The sequence below is a fragment of the Streptomyces sp. NPDC001351 genome (assembly GCF_042896045.1).
GTDB lineage: Bacteria > Actinomycetota > Actinomycetes > Streptomycetales > Streptomycetaceae > Streptomyces.
The window spans coordinates 167,063-186,675 of record NZ_JBIAWS010000017.1; the positions used below are offsets into that span (position 1 = coordinate 167,063).

General features: G+C 70.7%; 15 protein-coding genes. 7 read left to right on the forward strand and 8 right to left on the reverse strand.

Features of this window, described 5'->3' with window-relative positions; genetic code table 11:
* Nucleotides 1–5 precede the first annotated feature (5 nt).
* Entirely contained in the window at nucleotides 6–806 is an 801-nt protein-coding gene (locus tag ACFY1U_RS42885) for a crotonase/enoyl-CoA hydratase family protein (RefSeq protein WP_390699509.1), read from the reverse strand.
* Nucleotides 807–1,009: 203 nt separating this feature from the next.
* On the opposite strand from ACFY1U_RS42885, the gene ACFY1U_RS42890 reads away from it, so the two are divergent.
* Nucleotides 1,010–2,644, forward strand: a complete 1,635-nt coding sequence (locus ACFY1U_RS42890; protein WP_390699510.1) for an acyl-CoA synthetase — start codon at nucleotides 1,010–1,012, stop codon at nucleotides 2,642–2,644.
* A 150-nt stretch (nucleotides 2,645–2,794) separates the two neighbouring features.
* Entirely contained in the window at nucleotides 2,795–4,846 is a 2,052-nt protein-coding gene (locus ACFY1U_RS42895; protein ID WP_390699511.1) for a sulfatase, read from the forward strand.
* A gap of 31 nt (nucleotides 4,847–4,877) precedes the next feature.
* Here ACFY1U_RS42895 and ACFY1U_RS42900 read toward each other — a convergent pair whose 3' ends face one another.
* Both ACFY1U_RS42900 and ACFY1U_RS42905 read right to left on the reverse strand, forming a co-directional pair.
* On the reverse strand, nucleotides 4,878–5,669 hold the full coding sequence (locus ACFY1U_RS42900) for a helix-turn-helix domain-containing protein (protein WP_390699512.1): 792 nt from the start codon (nucleotides 5,667–5,669) through the stop codon (nucleotides 4,878–4,880).
* Nucleotides 5,666–6,412: a peptidoglycan-binding protein gene (locus ACFY1U_RS42905; RefSeq protein ID WP_390699513.1), complete on the reverse strand. Its 747-nt coding sequence runs from the start codon at nucleotides 6,410–6,412 to the stop codon at nucleotides 5,666–5,668. The genes ACFY1U_RS42900 and ACFY1U_RS42905 overlap by 4 nt, the downstream gene beginning before the upstream one ends.
* Nucleotides 6,413–6,732: 320 nt before the next feature.
* Here ACFY1U_RS42905 and ACFY1U_RS42910 point away from each other — a divergent pair, with 320 nt between their 5' ends.
* Nucleotides 6,733–7,110: a peptidoglycan-binding protein gene (locus ACFY1U_RS42910; RefSeq protein ID WP_390699514.1), complete on the forward strand. Its 378-nt coding sequence runs from the start codon at nucleotides 6,733–6,735 to the stop codon at nucleotides 7,108–7,110.
* A gap of 131 nt (nucleotides 7,111–7,241) precedes the next feature.
* On the opposite strand, the gene ACFY1U_RS42915 is transcribed toward ACFY1U_RS42910, so the two are convergent.
* Nucleotides 7,242–8,099, reverse strand: coding sequence for an alpha/beta fold hydrolase (locus tag ACFY1U_RS42915; RefSeq protein WP_390699515.1), 858 nt, complete (start codon nucleotides 8,097–8,099; stop codon nucleotides 7,242–7,244).
* Between the two features lie 171 nt (nucleotides 8,100–8,270).
* On the opposite strand from ACFY1U_RS42915, the gene paaK reads away from it, so the two are divergent.
* On the forward strand, nucleotides 8,271–9,560 hold the full coding sequence (gene paaK, locus ACFY1U_RS42920; protein WP_390699516.1) for a phenylacetate--CoA ligase PaaK: 1,290 nt from the start codon (nucleotides 8,271–8,273) through the stop codon (nucleotides 9,558–9,560).
* Nucleotides 9,561–9,682: 122 nt separating this feature from the next.
* On the opposite strand, the gene ACFY1U_RS42925 is transcribed toward paaK, so the two are convergent.
* Nucleotides 9,683–10,351: a Type 1 glutamine amidotransferase-like domain-containing protein gene (locus ACFY1U_RS42925; RefSeq protein ID WP_390699517.1), complete on the reverse strand. Its 669-nt coding sequence runs from the start codon at nucleotides 10,349–10,351 to the stop codon at nucleotides 9,683–9,685.
* Between the two features lie 161 nt (nucleotides 10,352–10,512).
* Between ACFY1U_RS42925 and ACFY1U_RS42930 the strand changes: the two genes are divergently transcribed.
* Nucleotides 10,513–11,724, forward strand: coding sequence for an RNA-guided endonuclease InsQ/TnpB family protein (locus ACFY1U_RS42930; RefSeq protein WP_390699518.1), 1,212 nt, complete (start codon nucleotides 10,513–10,515; stop codon nucleotides 11,722–11,724).
* Between the two features lie 169 nt (nucleotides 11,725–11,893).
* Complete coding sequence (locus ACFY1U_RS42935; protein ID WP_390699519.1) at nucleotides 11,894–12,598, forward strand: DinB family protein; 705 nt, start codon at nucleotides 11,894–11,896, stop codon at nucleotides 12,596–12,598.
* Here ACFY1U_RS42935 and ACFY1U_RS42940 read toward each other — a convergent pair.
* The gene (locus tag ACFY1U_RS42940; RefSeq protein ID WP_390699520.1) at nucleotides 12,595–14,091 is read right to left on the reverse strand and encodes an acyl-CoA synthetase; all 1,497 of its coding nucleotides are present in this window, start codon (nucleotides 14,089–14,091) and stop codon (nucleotides 12,595–12,597) included. The genes ACFY1U_RS42935 and ACFY1U_RS42940 overlap by 4 nt on opposite strands.
* 113 nt (nucleotides 14,092–14,204) lie before the next feature.
* On the opposite strand from ACFY1U_RS42940, the gene ACFY1U_RS42945 reads away from it, so the two are divergent.
* On the forward strand, nucleotides 14,205–16,613 hold the full coding sequence (locus ACFY1U_RS42945) for a penicillin acylase family protein (RefSeq protein WP_390699521.1): 2,409 nt from the start codon (nucleotides 14,205–14,207) through the stop codon (nucleotides 16,611–16,613).
* 274 nt (nucleotides 16,614–16,887) lie between these two features.
* Here the strand turns inward: ACFY1U_RS42945 and ACFY1U_RS42950 are convergent, their stop codons facing one another.
* Nucleotides 16,888–18,441, reverse strand: coding sequence for an acyl-CoA synthetase (locus ACFY1U_RS42950; RefSeq protein WP_390699522.1), 1,554 nt, complete (start codon nucleotides 18,439–18,441; stop codon nucleotides 16,888–16,890).
* Entirely contained in the window at nucleotides 18,438–19,547 is a 1,110-nt protein-coding gene (locus tag ACFY1U_RS42955; RefSeq protein WP_390699523.1) for an NAD(P)H-dependent flavin oxidoreductase, read from the reverse strand. The genes ACFY1U_RS42950 and ACFY1U_RS42955 overlap by 4 nt, the downstream gene beginning before the upstream one ends.
* Nucleotides 19,548–19,613: the final 66 nt, after the last annotated feature.

Sequence of the window (19,613 nt, forward strand, 5' to 3'; positions counted from 1 at the left end):
CAGCGCTACGCGCGCCTATAGACGGGCGGCCGTTTCTCCGCGAAGGCACGCGCCCCCTCCTTGGCATCGGCCGTATCGAAGATCGGCCACCCCCGCTTGAGTTCGGAGGCGAGACCGTCCGTCTCCGTCATCTCGGCGGTCTCGTAGACGGACGCCTTGACGGCCTCCACGGCGAGCGGGCCGCAGGCGTTGATCTGTTCGGCGATCTCCAGGGCCTTGGTGAGGGCGGTGCCGTCGGGCACGACATGGCCGATCAGACCGATGCCGGCGGCCTCCCGGGCGGTGTAGGGGCGCCCCGTGAGCAGCATCTCCAGCGCATGGGTGCGCGGGATCTGCCGCTGCAGGCGCACCGTCGAGCCGCCGATCGGGAACAGCCCCCGCCTGACCTCGAAGAGCCCGAACGTCGCCGACTCCCCCGCCACGCGGATGTCGGTGCCCTGGAGGATCTCCGTGCCGCCCGCCACGCAGTAGCCCTCGACGGCGGCGATCACCGGCTTGCGGGGGCGGTGGTGGCGCAGCATCGCCTTCCAGTGCAGGTCCGGGTCGGCCTTGAGGCGGTCGCGGTACTGCTCGCCCTCCATGCCCTTGCCGGCGAGGGCCTTGAGGTCCATGCCGGCGCAGAACGCGGCGCCCGCACCGGTCAGCACGACCGAGCGGACGGCGTCGTCCTCGTCGGCCTCGATCCAGCCGTCGTACAGGCCGACCAGCATGGACAGCGAGAGCGCGTTCTTGGCGTCCGGCCTGTTGAGCGTGAGCACCAGTGTGGCGCCTTCGCGCTGCACGGTGAGGTGTTCGGTCCCACCCATGACCCATCTCCCCTCTCAAAGAACGAGAACAGGTTGCAGTAGGCGGGGAGCCACTTCAAGGGTTTTCTGACAGACAGTCAGATTTCTTCGCGCGGACCCTTCACAGTTGTCGCCCCCTTTGCTCTGATGACCGGCGAACCGACGGATGCGCCTTTCTTCGTCATGACTGTTCTTCGTCATGGCTGCCGGGGTCAGGAGGAGCGGTGGAGTACAACCTTGCCGACCTGTTCGAGTCGGTCGTCGACGTGGTGCCGGAGCGAGAGGCCCTGGTCTACGTCGACCACCCGGGCACGGGCGCGGAGCGGCGTCTGACGTACGAGGAGCTGGACGCGGCGGCGAACCGTATCGGCCACCATCTGATAGACGCCGGGATCCGCCCCGGCGAGCACCTCGGGCTGCACCTCTACAACGGCATCGAGTATCTGCAGACGGTGTTCGGGTGCCTGAAGGCGCGGATCGTGCCGGTCAACGTCAACTACCGTTACGTAGAGGACGAGTTGGTGTATCTGTACCGGGACGCAGATCTGGTGGCGCTGGTCTTCGACGCGGAGTTCGACGGGCGGGTGGCGGCGGCGCTGCCGCAGTGCCCGAAGCTGCGGCATCTGCTGCGGGTGGGCGGGGCGCCGGACGGGGTCGCCGCCGTGTCGTTCGCCGAGGCCGAGGCGGGCGGGTCGCCTGAGCGCGGCTTCCCGGCGCGCTCGGGCGACGACCAGTTCATCATCTACACCGGCGGCACCACCGGGATGCCCAAGGGTGTGATGTGGCGTCAGGAGGACCTGTTCTTCTCCGGTCTGGGCGGGGGCGCGCCCACCGGTGAGCCGGTCAGGAAGCCGCAGGAGCTCGCCGAGCGGGTCGCCGCCGGCGGCTCCGGGATCACCTTCTTCCCCACTCCCCCGTTGATGCACGGCACCTCCACCCTCACCTCCTTCATCGGCTTCAACTTCGGGCAACGGGTCGTGATCCACCGCAAGTTCGTGCCCGAGGAGGTGCTGCGGACCATCGAGAAGGAGAAGGTCACCAGCATCTCGCTGGTCGGCGACGCGATGCTGCGGCCGCTGATCGACGCCCTGGCCGGGCCCATGAAGGGCACGGACTGCTCGTCGGTGTTCAGCGTGTCCTCGTCCGGCGCGGTGCTCTCCGAGACGGTGCGCCGGCAGTTCCAGGAGCTGCTTCCGAACGCGATGCTGCTGAACAACTACGGCTCGTCCGAGTCCGGCTTCAACGGCACGGCGACGGCCGACTCCGGGGCCGGGCAGTCCTTCCGTATCCGCGTCAACTCCCGTACGCAGGTGGTCGATCCCGCCACCCACGAGCCGGTCGCCGCGGGCGAGGTGGGCCGGGTCGCGCAATGCGGCCATGTGCCGCTCGGCTACTACAACGACCCGAAGAAAACCGCCGAGACCTTCTTCGAGAAGGACGGCGAGCGGTGGGTGCTGCTCGGCGACATGGGGACGGTGGACGAGCAGGGCGTGGTCACGGTCCTCGGCCGTGGCTCGCAGTGCATCAACACCGGGGGCGAGAAGGTGTACCCGGAGGAGGTCGAGCAGGCCCTGAAGTCCCATCCCGACGTGTACGACGCGCTGGTGGCCGGGGTGCCGGACGCGAAGTGGGGCCATCACGTGGCGGCGGTGGTGCAACTGCGCGAGGGCGCCCCCCGGCCTTCGCTTCAGGACGTGCAGTCCTACTGCCGTACCCAGCTCGCCGGTTACAAGATCCCCCGGCAGCTGGTGATCACCGAGGCGATACGGCGGTCGCCCAGCGGCAAGGCCGACTACCGGTGGGCCCGGGAGGCGGCGGTCGCGGCGGACCGCCAGGCGGAAAGCCGGGGCCCGCAGTGAGCCGGCCCGGGCGGCGGGCGTAACCTTTGCGCGCGGTTGACCCGGGTGTTTGAACGGAGGGTGACGTAGGGCCGTACGCGAGGTTGGCGGCTCGGCCCTGCGGGCCCGGTCCGCCGTGCCATCAGCGGTTTCGCACGGAAGGACCCACGGGTGTCGCACCTCACGCCCCCTCGTCAACTGCCGGAGACGGACGCGGACGCACCGGACAGGACCAGAGCCGAGGAGGCCTCGACCGCTCCCGCGGCGACCGGGACCGAGCCGGGCACCTCCCCGGACGGGGAGCCGGCGGAGGTGGTCGCGGCCGGCGCGGCGGACGAGACGCCCGGGCGGACGACGACGCCGGCGGCGAAGGAAGCCGACGAGCCTGGCGGAGACTCAGCAGCACCGGAGACGGGCGGCGGCGCGGAGGACGGGAAGGGGTCCGCCGAGGCCGTCATACCGGACGCGGCTTCGACCGGCGAAGGTTCCGCCGACGAGGAAGCGGACGCCGCCCCGTCCACCACCACCGACGCGCCCCACCCGACGGGCGCCGCCGCCTCCCCCGCCCGCCCCGGCTGGTTCGGCTGGCGCCGTCGCTACCCCCGCACGGCAGTTGCCGTCCAGGTGGGCACGACCGTCCTGGCCGCTGCGCTGGTGTTCGTCGTGCTCCTCGTGCCCAACCGCCTGGACTGGATCACTGTCCAGTCCTTCTTCCGCCTCCCCGTCGAGGCGATCTTCCTCGCGGCCGTCCTGCTCGTGCTGCCGTCGAGGGGACGGCGGATCACGGCCGTCGTCCTGGGGGCGTTCGTCGGACTGTCCGGCGTTCTGAAGTGCCTCGACATGGGGTTCCGCCAGACCCTGGCCCGGCCGTTCGACCTGGTCTTCGACTGGGTGCTGCTGAGCGACGGGGCGGACTGGGTGAAGGACTCCTTCGGGCGCTCGGGTGAGGTACTCGCGGTGGTCGGTGTGATCGTCCTGGTCATCGCCGTGCTCACGTTGAGCGCACTGGCCATGGTGCGGCTTGCCGACGTGCTGGCCCGGCACCGTCCCGTCGCCGTACGCTCCACGCTGGTCCTCGGCGTCGTGTGGATCATCTGCTTCACGCTCGGCGTGCAGTTCGGCGGTGTCACCGTCGCCACCAAGGGCTACGCCGAGTACCTCGCCAACCGTGTGCAGTACGTCCGGGACGGCCTCGGTGACGCCGACGTCTTCAAGAAGCAGATGGCGGTCGACGCCTACGCCAAGACACCGCCCGGCCAGCTGCTGACCGGGCTGCGCGGCAAGGACGTCATGTTCACCTTCATCGAGAGCTACGGCCGGGTGGCGATCGACGATCCGACGATGGGACCGGAGGTCGACGCGACGCTCAAGGCGGGCGACGCCCGGCTCAAGGCGGCGGGTTTCGCGGCGCGCAGCGGCTGGCTCAGGTCACCCGTGACGGGCGCCGGCAGCTGGCTGGCCCACTCGACGTTCCTGTCCGGCCTGTGGATCAAGAACCAGCAGCGGTACCGGACCCTGACCACCAGCGACCGCGCGACCCTGACCAGCTACTTCCAGAAGACCGGCGCCTGGCGCACGGTCGGCATCGTCCCGGGCGTGCGCAAGGCCTGGCCCGAGGGCAAGTACTTCGGCCTCGACCACATCTACGACTCCACGCACCTCGGCTACCAGGGCCCGTACTTCAGCTGGACGCCGGTGCCGGACCAGTTCAGCCTGGAGGCCTTCCAGAAGCTGGAGCACGGCAAGAAGAACCGCGACCCGATCATGGCGGAGATCATCCTGGCCTCCAGCCACAACCCCTGGTCGCCCATCGCCCACATGATCCCCTGGACCGACCTCGGGGACGGCAAGGTCTTCTACAAGATCAAGAAGGAGGGCACGAACCCGACGGAGGTCTGGAAGAGCGCCTCGCGTGTGCGCACCGAGTACCGCAAGGCCATCCAGTACTCCCTGGACAGCCTCACCGAGTGGATGCAGCGCTACGGCGACGACAAGACCGTCCTCGTCTTCCTCGGCGACCACCAGCCCGTCCCGACCGTCACCGGGGGCACCAGCAACCGGGACGTACCGGTCACCATCGTCGCCCGCGACCCGAAGGTCCTGGACCGCGTCTCGAACTGGGGCTGGACGGACGGGATCAAGCCCGCGGACAACGCCCCGGAGTGGACCATGAACAAGTTCCGGGACCGCTTCATGACGGCCTACGGACCGCAGGGCGGGTGAGCCACCGGCCACCGCCAAGCCGCTGCGTGTCTCACCTGCCGCCGGGTCGGCCGGTGAAACAGACGCGCCTTCCGTCGGCCGGGATCAGGCACACACGGGCGTCGCCCGGGTCATGCGGTGGTGTCAAGGCCGTCATCGGGGTCGCCAGATAGGCGTTGCGCTCCTTCTCGGTGCCGACGTGGATCTCCTTGCGGGAGGTGCCCGGCAGGGTGAGTTCGACCCGGTCGCCGAGGTGGAGACGGGTGGCGCGGGCCCAGAGGGCATGGCATGCCGCGCTGTCGCGCAGCTGCACGCTGCGTCCGTCGGCGGCGGTGCGCGCCGCCAGGGTCCTGACCATCTGCTGGCCGCCGCATCCCATGTCGAGCGGGTTCCTCCCTTCACAGGTACGACCCGAGCAGCCGGGGCCGGGGGTGAACGTCGCCGGCGCGGTGCCGGTGGTCGCCGATGACGACCCGTACGGCCCGGACAGCAGTACGGCGACGGCTGCCACCGTGGCCGCCGCCAGCCCGGCGGCCACGCCCCACACGTACGGCGCCCTGCGGACGTTCGGGCGCTCGGGACGCGGCTCGGGTGCCGCCCGGGCCCGGCCGCTCCAGCGGGCGTCGGCCAGCTCCCACAACGCCAGCAGCCGTTCGGGGCGTACGCCCGCCACCTCGCACAAGGCCTCCACCGCGCGGCGGGGCACCGGCTGCGTACCCGCCAGATAGCGTGCCCAGGAGGACTTGCTGTATGACGTGCTCCGGGCCAGCTGGGCCAGGCTCAGCCCGGCCGCGGCACGCACCTCGCGCATGCTCCCGGCCAGTTGTGCGGTCTCCGGGCTCATGTGCGCAGCTTCTTCCAGGTGTCGGGGCCGACGATGCCGTCCGGTGCGAGTCCGTACCGTTTCTGGAAGGCGAGCGCGGCACGTCCGGTCTTCTCGCCGTACACCCCGTCGACCCGCCCGCTGTCGAACCCGTGCCGTCGCAGCAGGCACTGTGCCTCCACCACGTCCCAGCCTGTGCTGCCCCGGTCCAGGAGCACGTCACGGCTGGTGGAGTAGCCCGCGGTGACGACGCCGCGCTCGCGCCGGACCCGGTCGCAGCCGTACGTGTGACTGCGGGGGAAGGCCGAGGGGCCGGACGCGGCGTTCTGCCTCGCCCCGCTGCCGTCGTCCCGGTGCCAGGCGGCACCGCTCAGGAATCCGGCGCCGAACGCCACCAGGACGGCTGCGACGGCGACGGCCGGCAGCGCGTGAGCGGTGCGCCGTGATCGGGGCGTAGCGCGTGGGGGCCTGGGCCCGTCGTCGACGGCCGCCGTTCGCTGTGCACGCGCCGTCTCGGCGACCTCGTGCAACACCAGCAGCCGCTCCGCCGGCGCCCCGCAGGCTTCGGCGAGCTCCTCGGCCGCGGCGCGCGGCACCGGCTTCTTCCCGTTGAGATAGCGCTCCCAGGACGAGGAGCTGTACGACGTCTTGTTCGCGAGCGCTGCCAGGCTCAGGCCCGCCCGGTCCTTCAACCGCCGCAGCTGTGCGACGAGTTGCCGCTCCGCGTCGTCCAGCCCGGCGGGCAGTTCCTTCCAGCGCGTCATGTCACTTCCCCGTACGCGGTCGCCGTCGTGGAGGAGGACGCGGTTCCGCCGGGGCCGCGGTTGCGGCTCCTGTCCACTGTGACCCCTTCCCTACCCCGCCCACCGTCCCACGGTTTTGTCAGGGGACCCGGCGTCCCAGCAGGTCAGCGCGTGGGCCGTGCCACGTGCCACCGGGCCTGCCGCTTGCCCTGGCCCCTACCGGATCCGGCCGGGCAACGTCGGTGGTGCCACCGAGGGGCACGGCCCGGGAGCCTCCTCCCGTGCCCTCGCATTCCACCGGAAGCGATACGGCCCCTCAACTCACCGGAAAGGAATCGGCCATGACCATGCGCAGGACCCTCGCGCTCGCGACCGTCACCGGAGCGCTCGGCGCCGGCCTGGTGCTGGGCTCGGTCGGCAGCGCCTCCGCGCGGCCCGACGTGCCGAACATCAGCCGTGGCGACACGGGCGTACCCGTGCTGTGCGTCCAGCACGGGTACAACGACTGGGCCAAGCGGACCCGTCACCACACGATCGGCGAGGACCGGGTCTTCGGCTCCGGCACCTACAGCGCCGTCCGGCTCTTCCAGCAGAAGTCCGGCCTGCACGTCGACGGCGTCGTCGGCAAGGACACCGGCAACAGCCTCCTGGACAACCTCCAGGGCGACGGCGGCTGGCGCTCCGGCTGCTACGAGCACCTGCCCAGTTCGCACCGCTGACCGAAGCGGACGTGCGTGGGGCCCTGTCCTCTCGGGGGAGAACAGGGCCCCTCGCACTCTTCACTCCACCTCAAATGTCACGGCGGCCGGAACATCCTGCAACTCGGGCGGCGCGCTTTCGGGCCGATCTCCTACTCTGCCGGCGACACCAAGACCTCGTCCCGGTCCAAGAACCCGGCGACCCGGCGTGCGAACCACTCGGGGTCGTCCACCCACGGATAGTGCCCCGCACCTGGCTGGACGGTGAATTCGGCGTGGGGAAACACATCGGCGGCGGCGCGCGCCAGCTCGGGGCGGGGGCCGCCGTCGAGCTCACCGGCGAGGACGAGGACCGGTGCGGCCACTCGGGCGAGCGCGGCGGTGGTCGCCGGCGGGTCGTAGGCGCCGTCGGAGCCGTAGATGTCGGCGGCCTCGTCGTTGAACTCGGCGCGGGCATCGTGCTCCGCCGCCGCGTCGTCCCAGCGGCCGTAGAAGAAGGGCGCGAACGCCGGGTCGAAGTCGCTCTTCCCCGCCAGCCACTCCTCGAACGCCGGGAACACGTCCTCGAACCACGGCTCGGCGCTTCTCAGCCGCGCCGCGGCCAGCCGGTCCTCGGCGCTGGGCCGCATCCCCAGCGCCCACGGGGTGCAGGTGACCAGGATCAGCCGCGCCACCCGCTCCGGGTGCCGGGCGGCGTACAGCATCGCCAGGCTGCCACCGGCCGAATGGGCGAGCAGGTCCATCCGCTCAAGGCCCAGGTGGACGCGGAGCGCCTCCACGTCGTCCACGAGACGGTCGCACCGGTAGGTGGCCGGGTCCGCCGGTACCGCCGAGTCGCCGGTGCCGCGCAGGTCGAGCAGGACCAGCCGGCGGTGCGCCGCGAGCCCGCCCAGGTCTCCGAGGTAGGAGGAGGCCTGCATCGGGCCTCCCGGCAGCACGACGAGCGGCTCGCCTTCACCCCGGAGGTGGTAGGCAAGCTGGGTCCCGTCGGCTGCGGTGAAGATCGGCATGCGCCGATCTTCCTGTCCCAGGAGCCGGTGGCGCAACGCAGTTGTGGGAGCGCCGCAGAAAATGGAAGCCGACCTCTTGCCTGCTCCGACATGGCCTGGATTACTGATCCCGAACAGATCGACCGAATGATCGGTCGCCCGTATTGATGTGGTTGGCGGAGGAGACGTCCCATGGCGGATGCGACGGAGCTGCTGGACGCGGGGGAACGGCTCGACGGCGGGGCGCTGCGGGCGCTGCAGCTGGAACGGCTGCGGGCCTCTCTGCGGCACGCGTACGAGCGCGTCTCCTTCTACCGGGAGTCCTTCGACAAGGCCGGCGTCCACCCGGACGACTGCCGGTCCCTGGCCGACCTGGCCCGTTTCCCGTTCACCACGAAGGCGGACCTGCGCGAGAACTACCCGTACGGCATGTTCGCCGTGGAGCAGGACCGCATCCGCCGCATCCACGCCTCCAGCGGCACCACCGGGCGCCCCACGGTCGTCGGGTACACGGACAACGATCTCTCCCTGTGGGCCGACATGGTGGCCCGCTCGATCCGTGCGGCGGGTGGCCGGCCCGGCGACAAGGTGCACGTGGCGTACGGCTACGGGCTGTTCACCGGCGGCCTCGGCGCACACTACGGGGCCGAACGGCTCGGCTGTACGGTCATCCCCGCCTCCGGCGGTATGACGGCCCGCCAGGTGCAGCTGATCCAGGACCTCGAGCCGCAGATCATCATGGTGACGCCGTCGTACATGCTCACGCTCCTCGACGAGTTCGAGCGCCAGGGCGTCGATCCGCGCGGCACCTCCCTGCGCGTGGGGATCTTCGGTGCCGAGCCGTGGACCGAGGAGATGCGGCGGGAGATCGAGGAGCGGTTCGCGATCGACGCGGTGGACATATACGGGCTGTCCGAGGTGATCGGCCCGGGTGTGGCGCAGGAGTGCGTGGAGACCAAGGACGGACTGCACATCTGGGAGGACCACTTCTTCCCGGAGGTCGTCGATCCGATCACCGGCGAGGTGCTGCCGGACGGCGAGGAGGGCGAGCTCGTGTTCACCTCGCTGACCAAGGAGGCGATGCCGGTCGTGCGGTACCGCACGCGTGATCTGACGCGGCTGCTGCCGGGCACGGCGCGGGTGTTCCGGCGGATGGAGAAGGTCACCGGGCGCAGTGACGACATGGTGATCCTGCGGGGCGTCAATCTCTTCCCGACGCAGATCGAGGAGATCGTGCTGCGCACGCCCGGGGTCGCACCGCACTTCCAGCTGCGACTGACCCGGGAGGGGCGCCTGGACGCCCTCACTGTGCGGGCGGAGGCCCGGCCCGACGCCGGACCCGAGGTGCAGAAGGCCGCCGCGCACGCGATCGCGGCGGCGGTGAAGGACGGTATCGGGGTGTCGGTCGCGGTGGAGATCGTCGAGCCGGAGTCGCTGGAGCGGTCGGTGGGGAAGATCCGGCGGATCGTGGACCTGCGATAGCGCTCCGCCGGCTGTGCCGATACACGGCTCGCCGCGGGCCACGACGGGGCCGGGCGTCTGCGGCGGCGTCGTGGCGAGGGCCCCGGCACGGACCTGTCCGGGGCTCCCCGCCACGCGTTGCATCACGGATGGAATCGCCACCGGCCTTCAGAGATGACATCCACCTTGCCGTCCCTGACGCGAACGGCCGTCTCGTCGTCGATGAAGTAGATCGGGAAGTCCGCGCGCGCAGCGATGCGATCAGCCCAGGCGTCGTCCCGCTCGGGGAAATACGGCGAGTACAGGTGGGGCTTGAGGTACCAGTCGAAGAGGCCGAACGGTGGCTCCACGGTCGTCGCGCCGAGCACGTGGAGGTCCGTGGTGTCCCCGATGACGTCAGCGGAGTGTGCGGTGAGATTGCGGCTGAAGATCATTGATCCGGCGCTGACCCCCACATGGACCCGGCTCTCCAACGCCTCCAGGAAGCCGGCGGCCAGGCCGTTGCCGGTGATGCTGCGCGCGAGGTGGTAGTGGTTGCCGCCCTCGACATAAATGACGTCGGCGTGGAGCAGCCGGTCGAGCACCATCCGCCGGGGCAGGCCGTTCAGCTCCAGGACGTCGAACTCCCGCCAGCCGAGGCCGTGCAACCGGTTCATGCCCTCGACGAACCAGCCGTGGTCCCCGGGCTCGGCGACTGATGCCGTGGGCACGTACACGACGTTCGCCGATCCGAACGGCTTTCCCAGCATGTCCCGCAGCGCCTCCCGCAGTGTCTCGTTGCGCAGGCCACTTGCCGTCAGCAGAAGGTTCATCGGGTCTCTCCTTTGTGGATACCCCCGGCTTCAGCCGGGGGAGGAAACGAAGTTCCTGCGGAGCAGGGCAGGAAGAGCCGGTTCGCTGCCAGGGCGGACCGGTGTTCGCCAGCAGCCGGCCAACAACCATGGCTCACACAGGAGCTGATACCGCGTGAGGTATGGCGCGGCAGGTCAAGCGGGCGTTCAAGTACCGCTTTTACCCCACAGGCGAGCAGACGGCGGAGCTGTCGCGCACGTTCGGCTGCGTCCGCCTCGTCTACAACAAGGCGCTGGAGGAACGCACCCGGGCCTGGTACGGCGAGCAGCGCCGCATCTCCTACGTGCAGTCCTCCGCCGCACTCACGCAGTGGAAGAAGACCGAGGAGCTGGCCTTCCTGGCCGAGGTGTCCTCCGTGCCGCTCCAGCAGGCGCTGCGTCATCTGCAGACGGCGTTCGCCCACTTCTTCGCCAAGCGCGCCAAGTACCCGCGCTACAAAAGCCGGAAGAAGTCCCGTGCGTCGGCCGAGTACACCCGCAGCGCCTTCGCCTGGCGCGACGGACAGCTGACGCTGGCGAAGATGGCGGAGCCTTTGCACATCCGCTGGTCGCGCCCCCTGCCGCAGGGTGTGGAGCCGACCACGGTGACCGTCTCCCGCGATGCGGCGGGCCGCTGGTTCGTGTCCCTGCTGTGCGAGGACACCATCACGCCCGCGCTCGCCACCACGAACACGGTCGGCCTGGACGCCGGGATCACCTCGCTGGTGACCCTGTCCACCGGGGAGAAGATCACCAACCCCCGGCACGAACGCCAGGACCGCGCCCGTCTCGCCAGGGCGCAGCGGGAGCTGTCGCGCAAGGCGAAGGGCTCCGCGAACCGGGCCAAGGCCCGACGTCGTGTCGCCAAGGTCCATGCGCGGATCGCCGACCGGCGTCGGGACTTCCTGCACAAGCTGACCTCGCGTCTCGTCCACGAGAACCAAGTGGTCGTGATCGAGGACCTCACCGTCCGCAACCTGCTCAAGAACGGGCGCCTGGCGCGCGCCGTCTCGGATGCGGCCTGGACGGACCTGCGCATGATGCTGGAGTACAAGTGTGCCTGGTACGGGCGCGAACTCGTCGTGATCGACCGCTTCTTTCCCTCCAGCAAGCTGTGTGGGGCCTGCGGCACGCTCGCAGCGAAGCTGCCTTTGAACGTCCGCGAGTGGACGTGCGAGCACTGCGGTGCCGTGCACGACCGGGACGTGAACGCGGCACGCAACATCCTGGCCGCCGGGCTGGCGGCAGCAGCCTGTGGAGACGGTGTAAGACCTCAACGGGAGTCCTCCCGCACGGGGCGGTCGTCGGTGAAGCAGGAACCCCAGCGGGCGACCGCTGGAATCCCCCGCCTTTAGGCGGGGGAGGAAGTCAACGGGCGAGCCAACCACGGCTGACGGGCGGGCACAACGCACCGGGGAGGGGCGCTGCCGGACCGCGGCGTAAATCGTTCGCCCGCCCTGAGCCGCGTCGTTAGGATCCGGCCGCACGGCAAAGGCGCGACATGCGACGGCGAGGGGAGCCGGTATGCAGATCCCGGGGGTGCGGACCGACCGTTTGGGCCTGCTCATCGACCAGTTCGACCGCGCCGTCGAGATGGCGCGGGTGCGGCTGACGGGGCTCGGCGACGAGGAGTACCTGTGGGAGCCCGCGCCCGGCGGCTGGTCGATCCGGCGCCGGGGCGAGGCGACGACACCCAGGGCGTTCGGGCCCGGCGAGTGGGTGCTCGACCAGGGTGCCCCGGAGATCCCGGCGAACGAGTACGACGAGGTGGCCCGGCAGGCCGCCGCCGGCATGTCCGTCGCCAAGATCGCCGAGGACTGGAGTGTGAGCGTCGAGCGGGTCGAGCAGATCCTCCGCCACACCGGCCCGCCGGAGCCCGACGAGGTGCCGGTGCCCACCATCGCCTGGCGGCTGGGGCACCTGCACTTCTGCTTCGCCGGCCAATGGGAGTGGACCTTCGGTGAGCGGCGGCAGGACCCGAAACTGCTGGTCGACTTCACCCCTTCCGCCGCGTCGGCCCTGGAGCGGTTCTGGGCGCTGATGGACCGTTGGCGGGACAGCGTCGCCGCGTTGACCGACGCGCAACTCGACACGGTCGGCCTCTCGCAGTATCCGTACGGCTCCGACGCCGACGAACCGTTCATCAGCGTGCTGTGGGGGTCCAACCTCGAGTTCATCCACCACATGGCCGAGATCGCCCTGCTGCGTGACCTGTGGCGGTCGCGCTAGCCGGAGAAGCGGTCCCGCAGTTCCCTCTTGAGGATCTTCCCGCTGGCGTTGCGCGGCAGTTCCGTGACGAACTCCACCCGCTTCGGTGCCTTGAAGTGCGGGAGCTTCTCCCGGGCGTGGGCGATCAGTTGCTCCTGGGTGACCTCGCCGCGCGGGACGACGACCGCGGTGACCGCCTCGATCCAGTGTTCGTCGGGCAGGCCGACCACGGCGACCTCGGCGACGGACTCGTGGGTGTAGAGGGCGTCCTCGACCTGCCGTGAAGCGACCAGTACGCCACCGGAGTTGATGACGTCCTTCACGCGGTCGACGATCGTGTAGTAGCCGTAGGCGTCCCGTACCGCCAGGTCCCCGGAGTGGAACCAGCCGTCGCGGAAGGCGTCTGCGGTCTCCTCGGGTTTGTCCCAGTAGCCCTCGCACAACTGCGGGGAACGGTAGACGATTTCGCCGGGTGTGCCGTCGGGGACGTCCTTGCCGTCCTCGTCGACCACGCGCGCGTCGACGAAGAGGACGGGGCGGCCGCAGGAGTCCATGCGGCCTTTGTGTTCGTCGGGTGCCAGGACGGTGGCCAGGGGGCCGATCTCGCTCTGTCCGAAGCAGTTGTAGAAGGCGAGCTTGGGGAGACGTTCGCGCAGCCGCTCCAGGACGGGCACCGGCATGATCGAGGCGCCGTAGTACGCCTTGCGGAGTCCGCCGAGGTCGCGGGTGGTGAAGTCGGGGCGGTTGGACAGACCGATCCAGACCGTGGGCGGGGCGAACAGGCTGTCCGCGCGGCCGTTCTCGATGAGGTCGAAGAGCCGGTCGCCGTCGGGGGCGTCGAGGATGATGTTCGTGGCGCCGACCGCGAGGTACGGCAGCAGGAACACATGCATCTGCGCGGAATGGTAGAGCGGGAGGGAGTGCACGGGGCGGTCGCCGGCGCTGAGGTCGAGGGCGGTGATCGCGCTCAGGTACTCGTGCACCAGGGCGCGGTGGGTCATCATCGCGCCCTTGGGCAGGGCCGTCGTACCGGAGGTGTACAGGAGCTGTACCAGGTCCTCGGTACGCGGTTCGGGCCCGTCGTGGGCGGGGGCCGCAGCGAGGCGGGCCAGCAGTGAATCGTCGGCGTCCCGCAGGGGCAACGTCCTTACGTCGTCGGCGAGTCGACCGGCCAGGTCGGGGTCGGTGAGGACCAGCGAGCTGCCGGACTGGCCGACGATGTAGGCAAGGTCGTCGCCGGTCAGGTTCTGGTTCACCGGCACATGGACCAGGCCCGCGCGGGCGCAGGCGAGGAAGCCGATCAGATAGGCGTCCGAGTTGTGGCCGTAGGCGCCGACCCGGTCGCCGGGGGCGAGTCCCTGCTCGAGCAGGACGCTCGCCGCGCGGGAGACGGCCTCGTCCAGTTCCTCGTACGTCCACCTGCGGTCGCCGTACTCCACCGCGATACGCGCGGGGGTACGTCGGGCGCTGCGCCGCAGCACCCCGTCAACCGTGCTGCCGTGTCCCTGCGTCATGACTGATGATCCTCGGTGCGTGGCCGGGGCAGGTCAAGCACCCGGGAGGCACACGCACCCGCCCGCCGGCACCCTCAACCGCCTTCTTCCCCCACTCACCTCGGGAGGCACCTTTGCGCACCCGTTCCAGACGACTGGTCGTCGCGGCCGTCGCGTTACTCACCGCCTCGTCCGCGCTGCAGGCCACCGCGGCCGAGCGCCCGAGCCGCCAGGACCATCCCTCGCACGGCGATCTGTCCGCCGTCATCCGCTACACCGAGTACGGAATTCCGCACATCGTCGCGAAGAACTACGCGGACCTCGGCTTCGGCACCGGCTGGGCGCAGGCCTCCGACCAGGTGTGTCTGCTCGCCGACGGTTTCGTGACCGTGCGCGGCGAGCGCTCTCGCTTCTTCGGCCCGCACGCGGCGACCGACCGCTCGCTGTCGTCGGCCTCCGACAATCTCTCCAGTGACCTGTACTTCCGCGGCGTACGGCAGACCCGGACGGTGGAGAAGCTCCTCGCCGAACCGGCGCCGCGGGGCCCGAGCCGCCAGGTGAAGGACATGCTGCGGGGCTTCGCGGCCGGGTACAACGCCTGGCTGGCGCAGAACCGGATCACCGACCCGGCGTGCGAGGGCAAGGCCTGGGTGCGGCCGGTCTCCACGACGGACGTGGCCGCCCGCTTCTACGCCATCGTGATCCTCGGCGGCCAGGGCGGTTCCGTGGACGAGATCACCGGGGCACAGCCTCCCACCGGCTCCACCGCACCGGGCACGAAGGTCGACGCCAAGGCCCTGATCAGGGTGGTGCGGGAACGGTCCGCGAGCGCGGACATGGGCTCGAACGCGGTCGCCTTCAGCGGTGCCACGACGGCGAACGGCCGCGGTCTGCTGCTGGGCAACCCGCACTACCCGTGGCAGGGCGGGCGCCGCTTCTGGCAGTCGCAGCAGACCATCCCGGGCGAGCTGGACGTCGCGGGCGGCTCCCTCCTCGGCTCGCCGACCGTCTCGATCGGCTACAACTCCCGTGTGGCATGGAGCCACACCGTCGCGACCGGCGTCCCGTTCAGCCTGACCCGGCTGACCCTCGACCCCGCCGACCCCACCGTCTACCTGGTGGACGGCAGGCGGGAGCGGATGACGAAGCGGACCGTGACCGTGGCGGTCCAGGACGGCGCGCCGGTGACACGCACCCAGTGGTGGACGCGCTACGGCCCGGTGGTGGCCGACCCCGACGGTGATCCGCCGCTGCCGTGGACGGCCACGACGGCCTACGTGCTCAACGACCCGAACGCCGCCAACTTCCGCTTCGCCGACACCTCGCTCGGCTTCGCGAAGGCGCGCTCCACGGCGGACATCCTGACCTCCCTGGCCCTGCATCAGGGCCTGCCGTGGGTGAACACCATCGCCGCGGACTCCGCCGGGCACTCCCTCTACACCCAGTCGCAGGTGCTGCCCCGGATCACCGACGACCTGGCGGCCCGCTGCTCCACCGACCTCGGCAGACTCACCTACCCGCAGGCGGGTGTCGCGGTCCTCGACGGCTCGCGCGGCGACTGCGCGATCGGCAGCGACCCCGACGCCGTGCAGCCCGGTATCTTCGGGCCCGCCCGCATGCCCACGCTCAAGGACGCCCCGTACGCGGAGAACTCCAACGACAGCGCCTGGCTGGCCAACACCGACCGGCCGCTCACCGGCTACGAGCGGATCTTCGGCGACGTCGGCACACCGCGCTCGCTGCGGACCAGGGGCGCGATCGAGGACGTGGCGGCGATGGCCGAGCGCGGTGGACTGACCATCCGCGACCTGCAGAAGCAGCAGTTCGCGAACCGGGTGCCCGCCGGTGTTCTGGGCGCGGCCGACGCGGCGAGGGCGTGTGCCGCGCTGCCCGGTGGCACGGCGACCGCGAGCGACGGGAAGTCGGTCGACGTCACCGAGGCCTGCAAGGTGCTCGCCGCCTGGGACCTGACCATGGACACCGGCAGCCGCGGTGCCCTCTTCTTCGACCGCTTCTGGCGGAAGCTGACCGCGGCGGTGCCCGCGGGCCGGCTCTGGAAGGTGCCCTTCTCGGCCGCGGACCCCGTCCGCACGCCGAACACGCTCGACACCGCCGCGCCCGGCTTCGCGACGGCCCTCGCCGACACGGTGGCGGAACTGCACGGCTCGGGTACGCCCTTGGACGCCCGGCTCGGTGACCACCAGTACGTCGTGCGAGGCGGCGAACGCATCGCGATACCGGGCGGCTCGAACCGGCTCGGGGTGTGGAACGTGATCGAGCCGACGTGGGACGCGGCGAGTGGGGCGTACACGCAGGTGCCGTTCGGATCGAGCCATCTGCAGGCCGTGGGCTGGGACGGCAGCGGCTGCCCGGTGGCCCGCACCCTGCTGACGTACTCCCAGTCGTCGAACCCGAACTCGCCGCACTACAGCGACCAGACCCGGTTGCTGTCCGGTGAGCAGTGGGTGACCGCCCGCTTCTGCGAGAAGGACATCCTGTCCTCGCCCGCCCTACGGGTCATCCGGGTCGGCGAACACCGCTGACCGCGCGGCCCTGTCCCGCGCATCCCGCGTGGGACAGGGCCGGCCCAGCTTCACCCTCTTCTCCACGCCCGGCAACCGGGCAGTGCAGGGGCCGCGGCTGGTGGCCACGGGAGTCTCGCCCAGCCTGGCGCCGGTCACGGTGAGGTGCGGACCGTCGTCCCTGCGCATGGGTGCCTCTCCCAGGGCCATGGTGACGGTGACGAACGCGGTGCCGTTGCTGTGACGCGCCGGCACCGCGTCGCGTTCACCCTGCCCGCCGCCAGTGGTTCCGGGGTCACACCGGCCGGGTGCGCCCCTCCCAGTACGGGTCCCGCAGCCGGCGCTTGTACAGCTTCCCGTTGGGGTCCCGGGGCATTTCGGCGATGAAGTCGACGCTCTTGGGCCGCTTGTAGCCGGCGAGTTGCTCGGCGCAGTGGTCGAGGATCGAGGCGGCGAGGGCCGGGCCCGGCTCGTGCCCCGGGGCCGGTTCGACGACGGCCTTGACCTCCTCGCCCCAGTCGTCGTGCGGGATGCCGAAGACGGCGGCGTCGGCGACGGCGGGGTGGGCGAGCAGGGCCGACTCGATCTCGGCCGGGTAGATGTTGACCCCGCCCGAGATGATCATGTCGATCTTGCGGTCGCGGAGGAAGAGGTAGCCGTCCTCGTCGAGGTAGCCGAGATCGCCGACGGTGAAGTAGTCGCCGATGCGGTTCTTCTTCGTCTTGGCCTCGTCCTTGTGGTAGGCGAAGCCTCCGGTGTGCATCTTCATGTAGACGGTGCCGAGTTCGCCGGGCGGCAGCCGGTTTCCCTCGTCGTCGAAGACCGCGAGCTCACTGATGGGCCAGGCCTTGCCGACGGTCCCGGGCTTCTTCAGCCAGTCCTCTGCGGTGGCGAAGGCCCCGCCGCCCTCGCTGGCCGCGTAGTACTCCTCCACGCTGTGGCCCCACCAGTCGATCATCGCCCGCTTCACGTGGTCGGGGCAGGGGGCGGCGCCGTGGATGGCGTGCCGCATGGACGAGACGTCGTACGAGCGACGCACGTCCTCCGGGAGCGCGAGCAGACGGTGGAACTGGGTCGGGACCATGTGGGTGTGCGTGCATTTCTCCCGGTCGATCAGCCGCAGCATCTCCTCGGGCGTCCACTTGTCCATCAGAACGAGGCGGTGGCCGATGTGCAGGGACGCGCCCGCGAACTGGAGTACGGCCGTGTGGTAGAGCGGGGAGCAGACGAGGTGGACGTTGTCGTCGTACGGTTTGATGCCGAAGATGCCGAGGAAGCCGCCGAGATAGGCCTCCTCGGGGGTCTTGCCGGGCAGCGGGCGGCGGATGCCGCGGGGGCGGCCGGTGGTGCCCGACGTGTAGTTCATGACCCAGCCGAGCTCGCGGCCCGAGGGCGCCGACTCCGGTTGTCCGTCGAGGAGTTCGGGGTACGGGCGGAAGCCCTCGACCGCGCCGACGGCGTACCGGTGGGTGCCCGGCAGGCCGGCCTCGTCGGCCGCGTGTCGGGCGGGCCCCGCGAACCGTTCGTGGGAGATGAGCACCTTGGCTCCGGAGTCGGCGACGATCCAGCCGATCTCGGGGCCGACGAAGTGGTGGTTGACCGGGACGAGATAGAAACCGGCCTGGCTGGCGGCCAGATACGCGGTGAAGAACTCGACGCCGTTGGGCAGGACGACCGCGAAGGCGTCGCCGCGTTCCAGGCCGGCGGCGCGCAGTCCGTGCACCAGGCGGTTGGCGGCCGAGTGCAGGCGTCCGGCGGTCCACTGCTCGCCGTCGGGTGCGACGAGGACCGTGCGGTCGGGATCGGCGGCGGCCTGGGCCCAGAATCCGGCGGGGGGCGTACTCGTCACTTGCCGCTCCTTCCGGCGATGCGGTTGATGCGGTCGACGGCCTGCTCGAAGCCGCGGGTGAGGTCGTCGAAGACGGCCTGGACGGAGCGTTCGCTCTTCATGCGGCCCACGATCTGGCCGACGGGGGTGCCGAGCAGGGGTGCGACCTCGTACTTCTGGATGCGGGTGAGGGCCTCGGCGACCAACAGGCCCTGCAGGGGCATGGGGAGGGTGCCGGGTCCGGCCGGGTCGTCCCATGCGTCGGTCCACTCGGTACGGAGCTGGCGTGCGGGTTTCCCGGTCAGCGCGCGGGAGCGGACGGTGTCGCCGGAGCCGGCGGCGAGCAGTTTCCGCGTCACCGCGGGCGAGGACATGTCGGCCTCGGTGCAGGTCAGCCACAGGGAGCCCAGCCAGACGCCCTGGGCGCCCAGGGCGAGCGCGGCGGCCACCTGCTGCCCGCTGCCGATGCCGCCGGCCGCGAGGACGGGCAGTGGATCGACGGCGTCGACGACCTCCGGGGTGAGCACCATGGAGGCGATCTCGCCGGTGTGCCCGCCGGCCTCGTAGCCCTGCGCGACGACGATGTCGATGCCGGCTTCCTGGTGCTTGACGGCGTGCCGGGCGCTGCCCGCGAGGGCCGCGACGAGCACGTTGTGCTCGTGGGCCCGGGCGACCACGTCCGCGGGTGGGGAGCCGAGGGCGTTGGCGAGCAGCCGGATCGGGTAGTCGAAGGCGACGTCGAGCTGGCCCCGGGCGACCTGCTCCATCCATCCGGTGATGCGCCAGCCGGAGGTCTCGCCCTCGGCCAGCTCCGGAACGCTGTACTTGGCGAGGGTGTCCTTGACGAACTGCCGGTGCCCCTCGGGGATCATCGCCTCGACATCGGCCTCGGTCACGCCCTCCACCTTCTTGGCGGGCATGACGACATCGAGACCGTACGGCCTGCCGTCGACGTGGGCCTCGACCCAGTCGAGGTCGCGCTTGAGCTCGTCGGGGGCGGTGTAGCGGACCGCGCCGAGCACTCCGAACCCGCCGGCCCGGCTGATGGCCGCGGCGACGGCGGGGAACGGCGTGAAGCCGAAAATGGCGTGCTCGACTCCCAGTTTCTTGCTCAGCTCCGTCTGCATGGCCGCAGAATGCCGTAGTCCTCCGGCCGACGGAAGAGCTTTTCTGATACCCCGTCAGATTTCTTG

Bases quoted from the DNA above. Each gene is read 5' to 3' on its own strand.
- ACFY1U_RS42910 (WP_390699514.1), top strand. From the start codon at position 6,733: ATGACCATGCGCAGGACCCTCGCGCTCGCGACCGTCACCGGAGCGCTC.
- ACFY1U_RS42885 (WP_390699509.1), bottom strand. From the start codon at position 806: ATGGGTGGGACCGAACACCTCACCGTGCAGCGCGAAGGCGCCACACTG.
- ACFY1U_RS42900 (WP_390699512.1), bottom strand. From the start codon at position 5,669: ATGAGCCCGGAGACCGCACAACTGGCCGGGAGCATGCGCGAGGTGCGT.
- ACFY1U_RS42925 (WP_390699517.1), bottom strand. From the start codon at position 10,351: ATGAACCTTCTGCTGACGGCAAGTGGCCTGCGCAACGAGACACTGCGG.
- ACFY1U_RS42955 (WP_390699523.1), bottom strand. From the start codon at position 19,547: ATGCAGACGGAGCTGAGCAAGAAACTGGGAGTCGAGCACGCCATTTTC.
- ACFY1U_RS42915 (WP_390699515.1), bottom strand. From the start codon at position 8,099: ATGCCGATCTTCACCGCAGCCGACGGGACCCAGCTTGCCTACCACCTC.
- ACFY1U_RS42940 (WP_390699520.1), bottom strand. From the start codon at position 14,091: ATGACGCAGGGACACGGCAGCACGGTTGACGGGGTGCTGCGGCGCAGC.
- paaK (WP_390699516.1), top strand. From the start codon at position 8,271: ATGGCGGATGCGACGGAGCTGCTGGACGCGGGGGAACGGCTCGACGGC.
- ACFY1U_RS42930 (WP_390699518.1), top strand. From the start codon at position 10,513: ATGGCGCGGCAGGTCAAGCGGGCGTTCAAGTACCGCTTTTACCCCACA.
- ACFY1U_RS42905 (WP_390699513.1), bottom strand. From the start codon at position 6,412: ATGACGCGCTGGAAGGAACTGCCCGCCGGGCTGGACGACGCGGAGCGG.
- ACFY1U_RS42935 (WP_390699519.1), top strand. From the start codon at position 11,894: ATGCAGATCCCGGGGGTGCGGACCGACCGTTTGGGCCTGCTCATCGAC.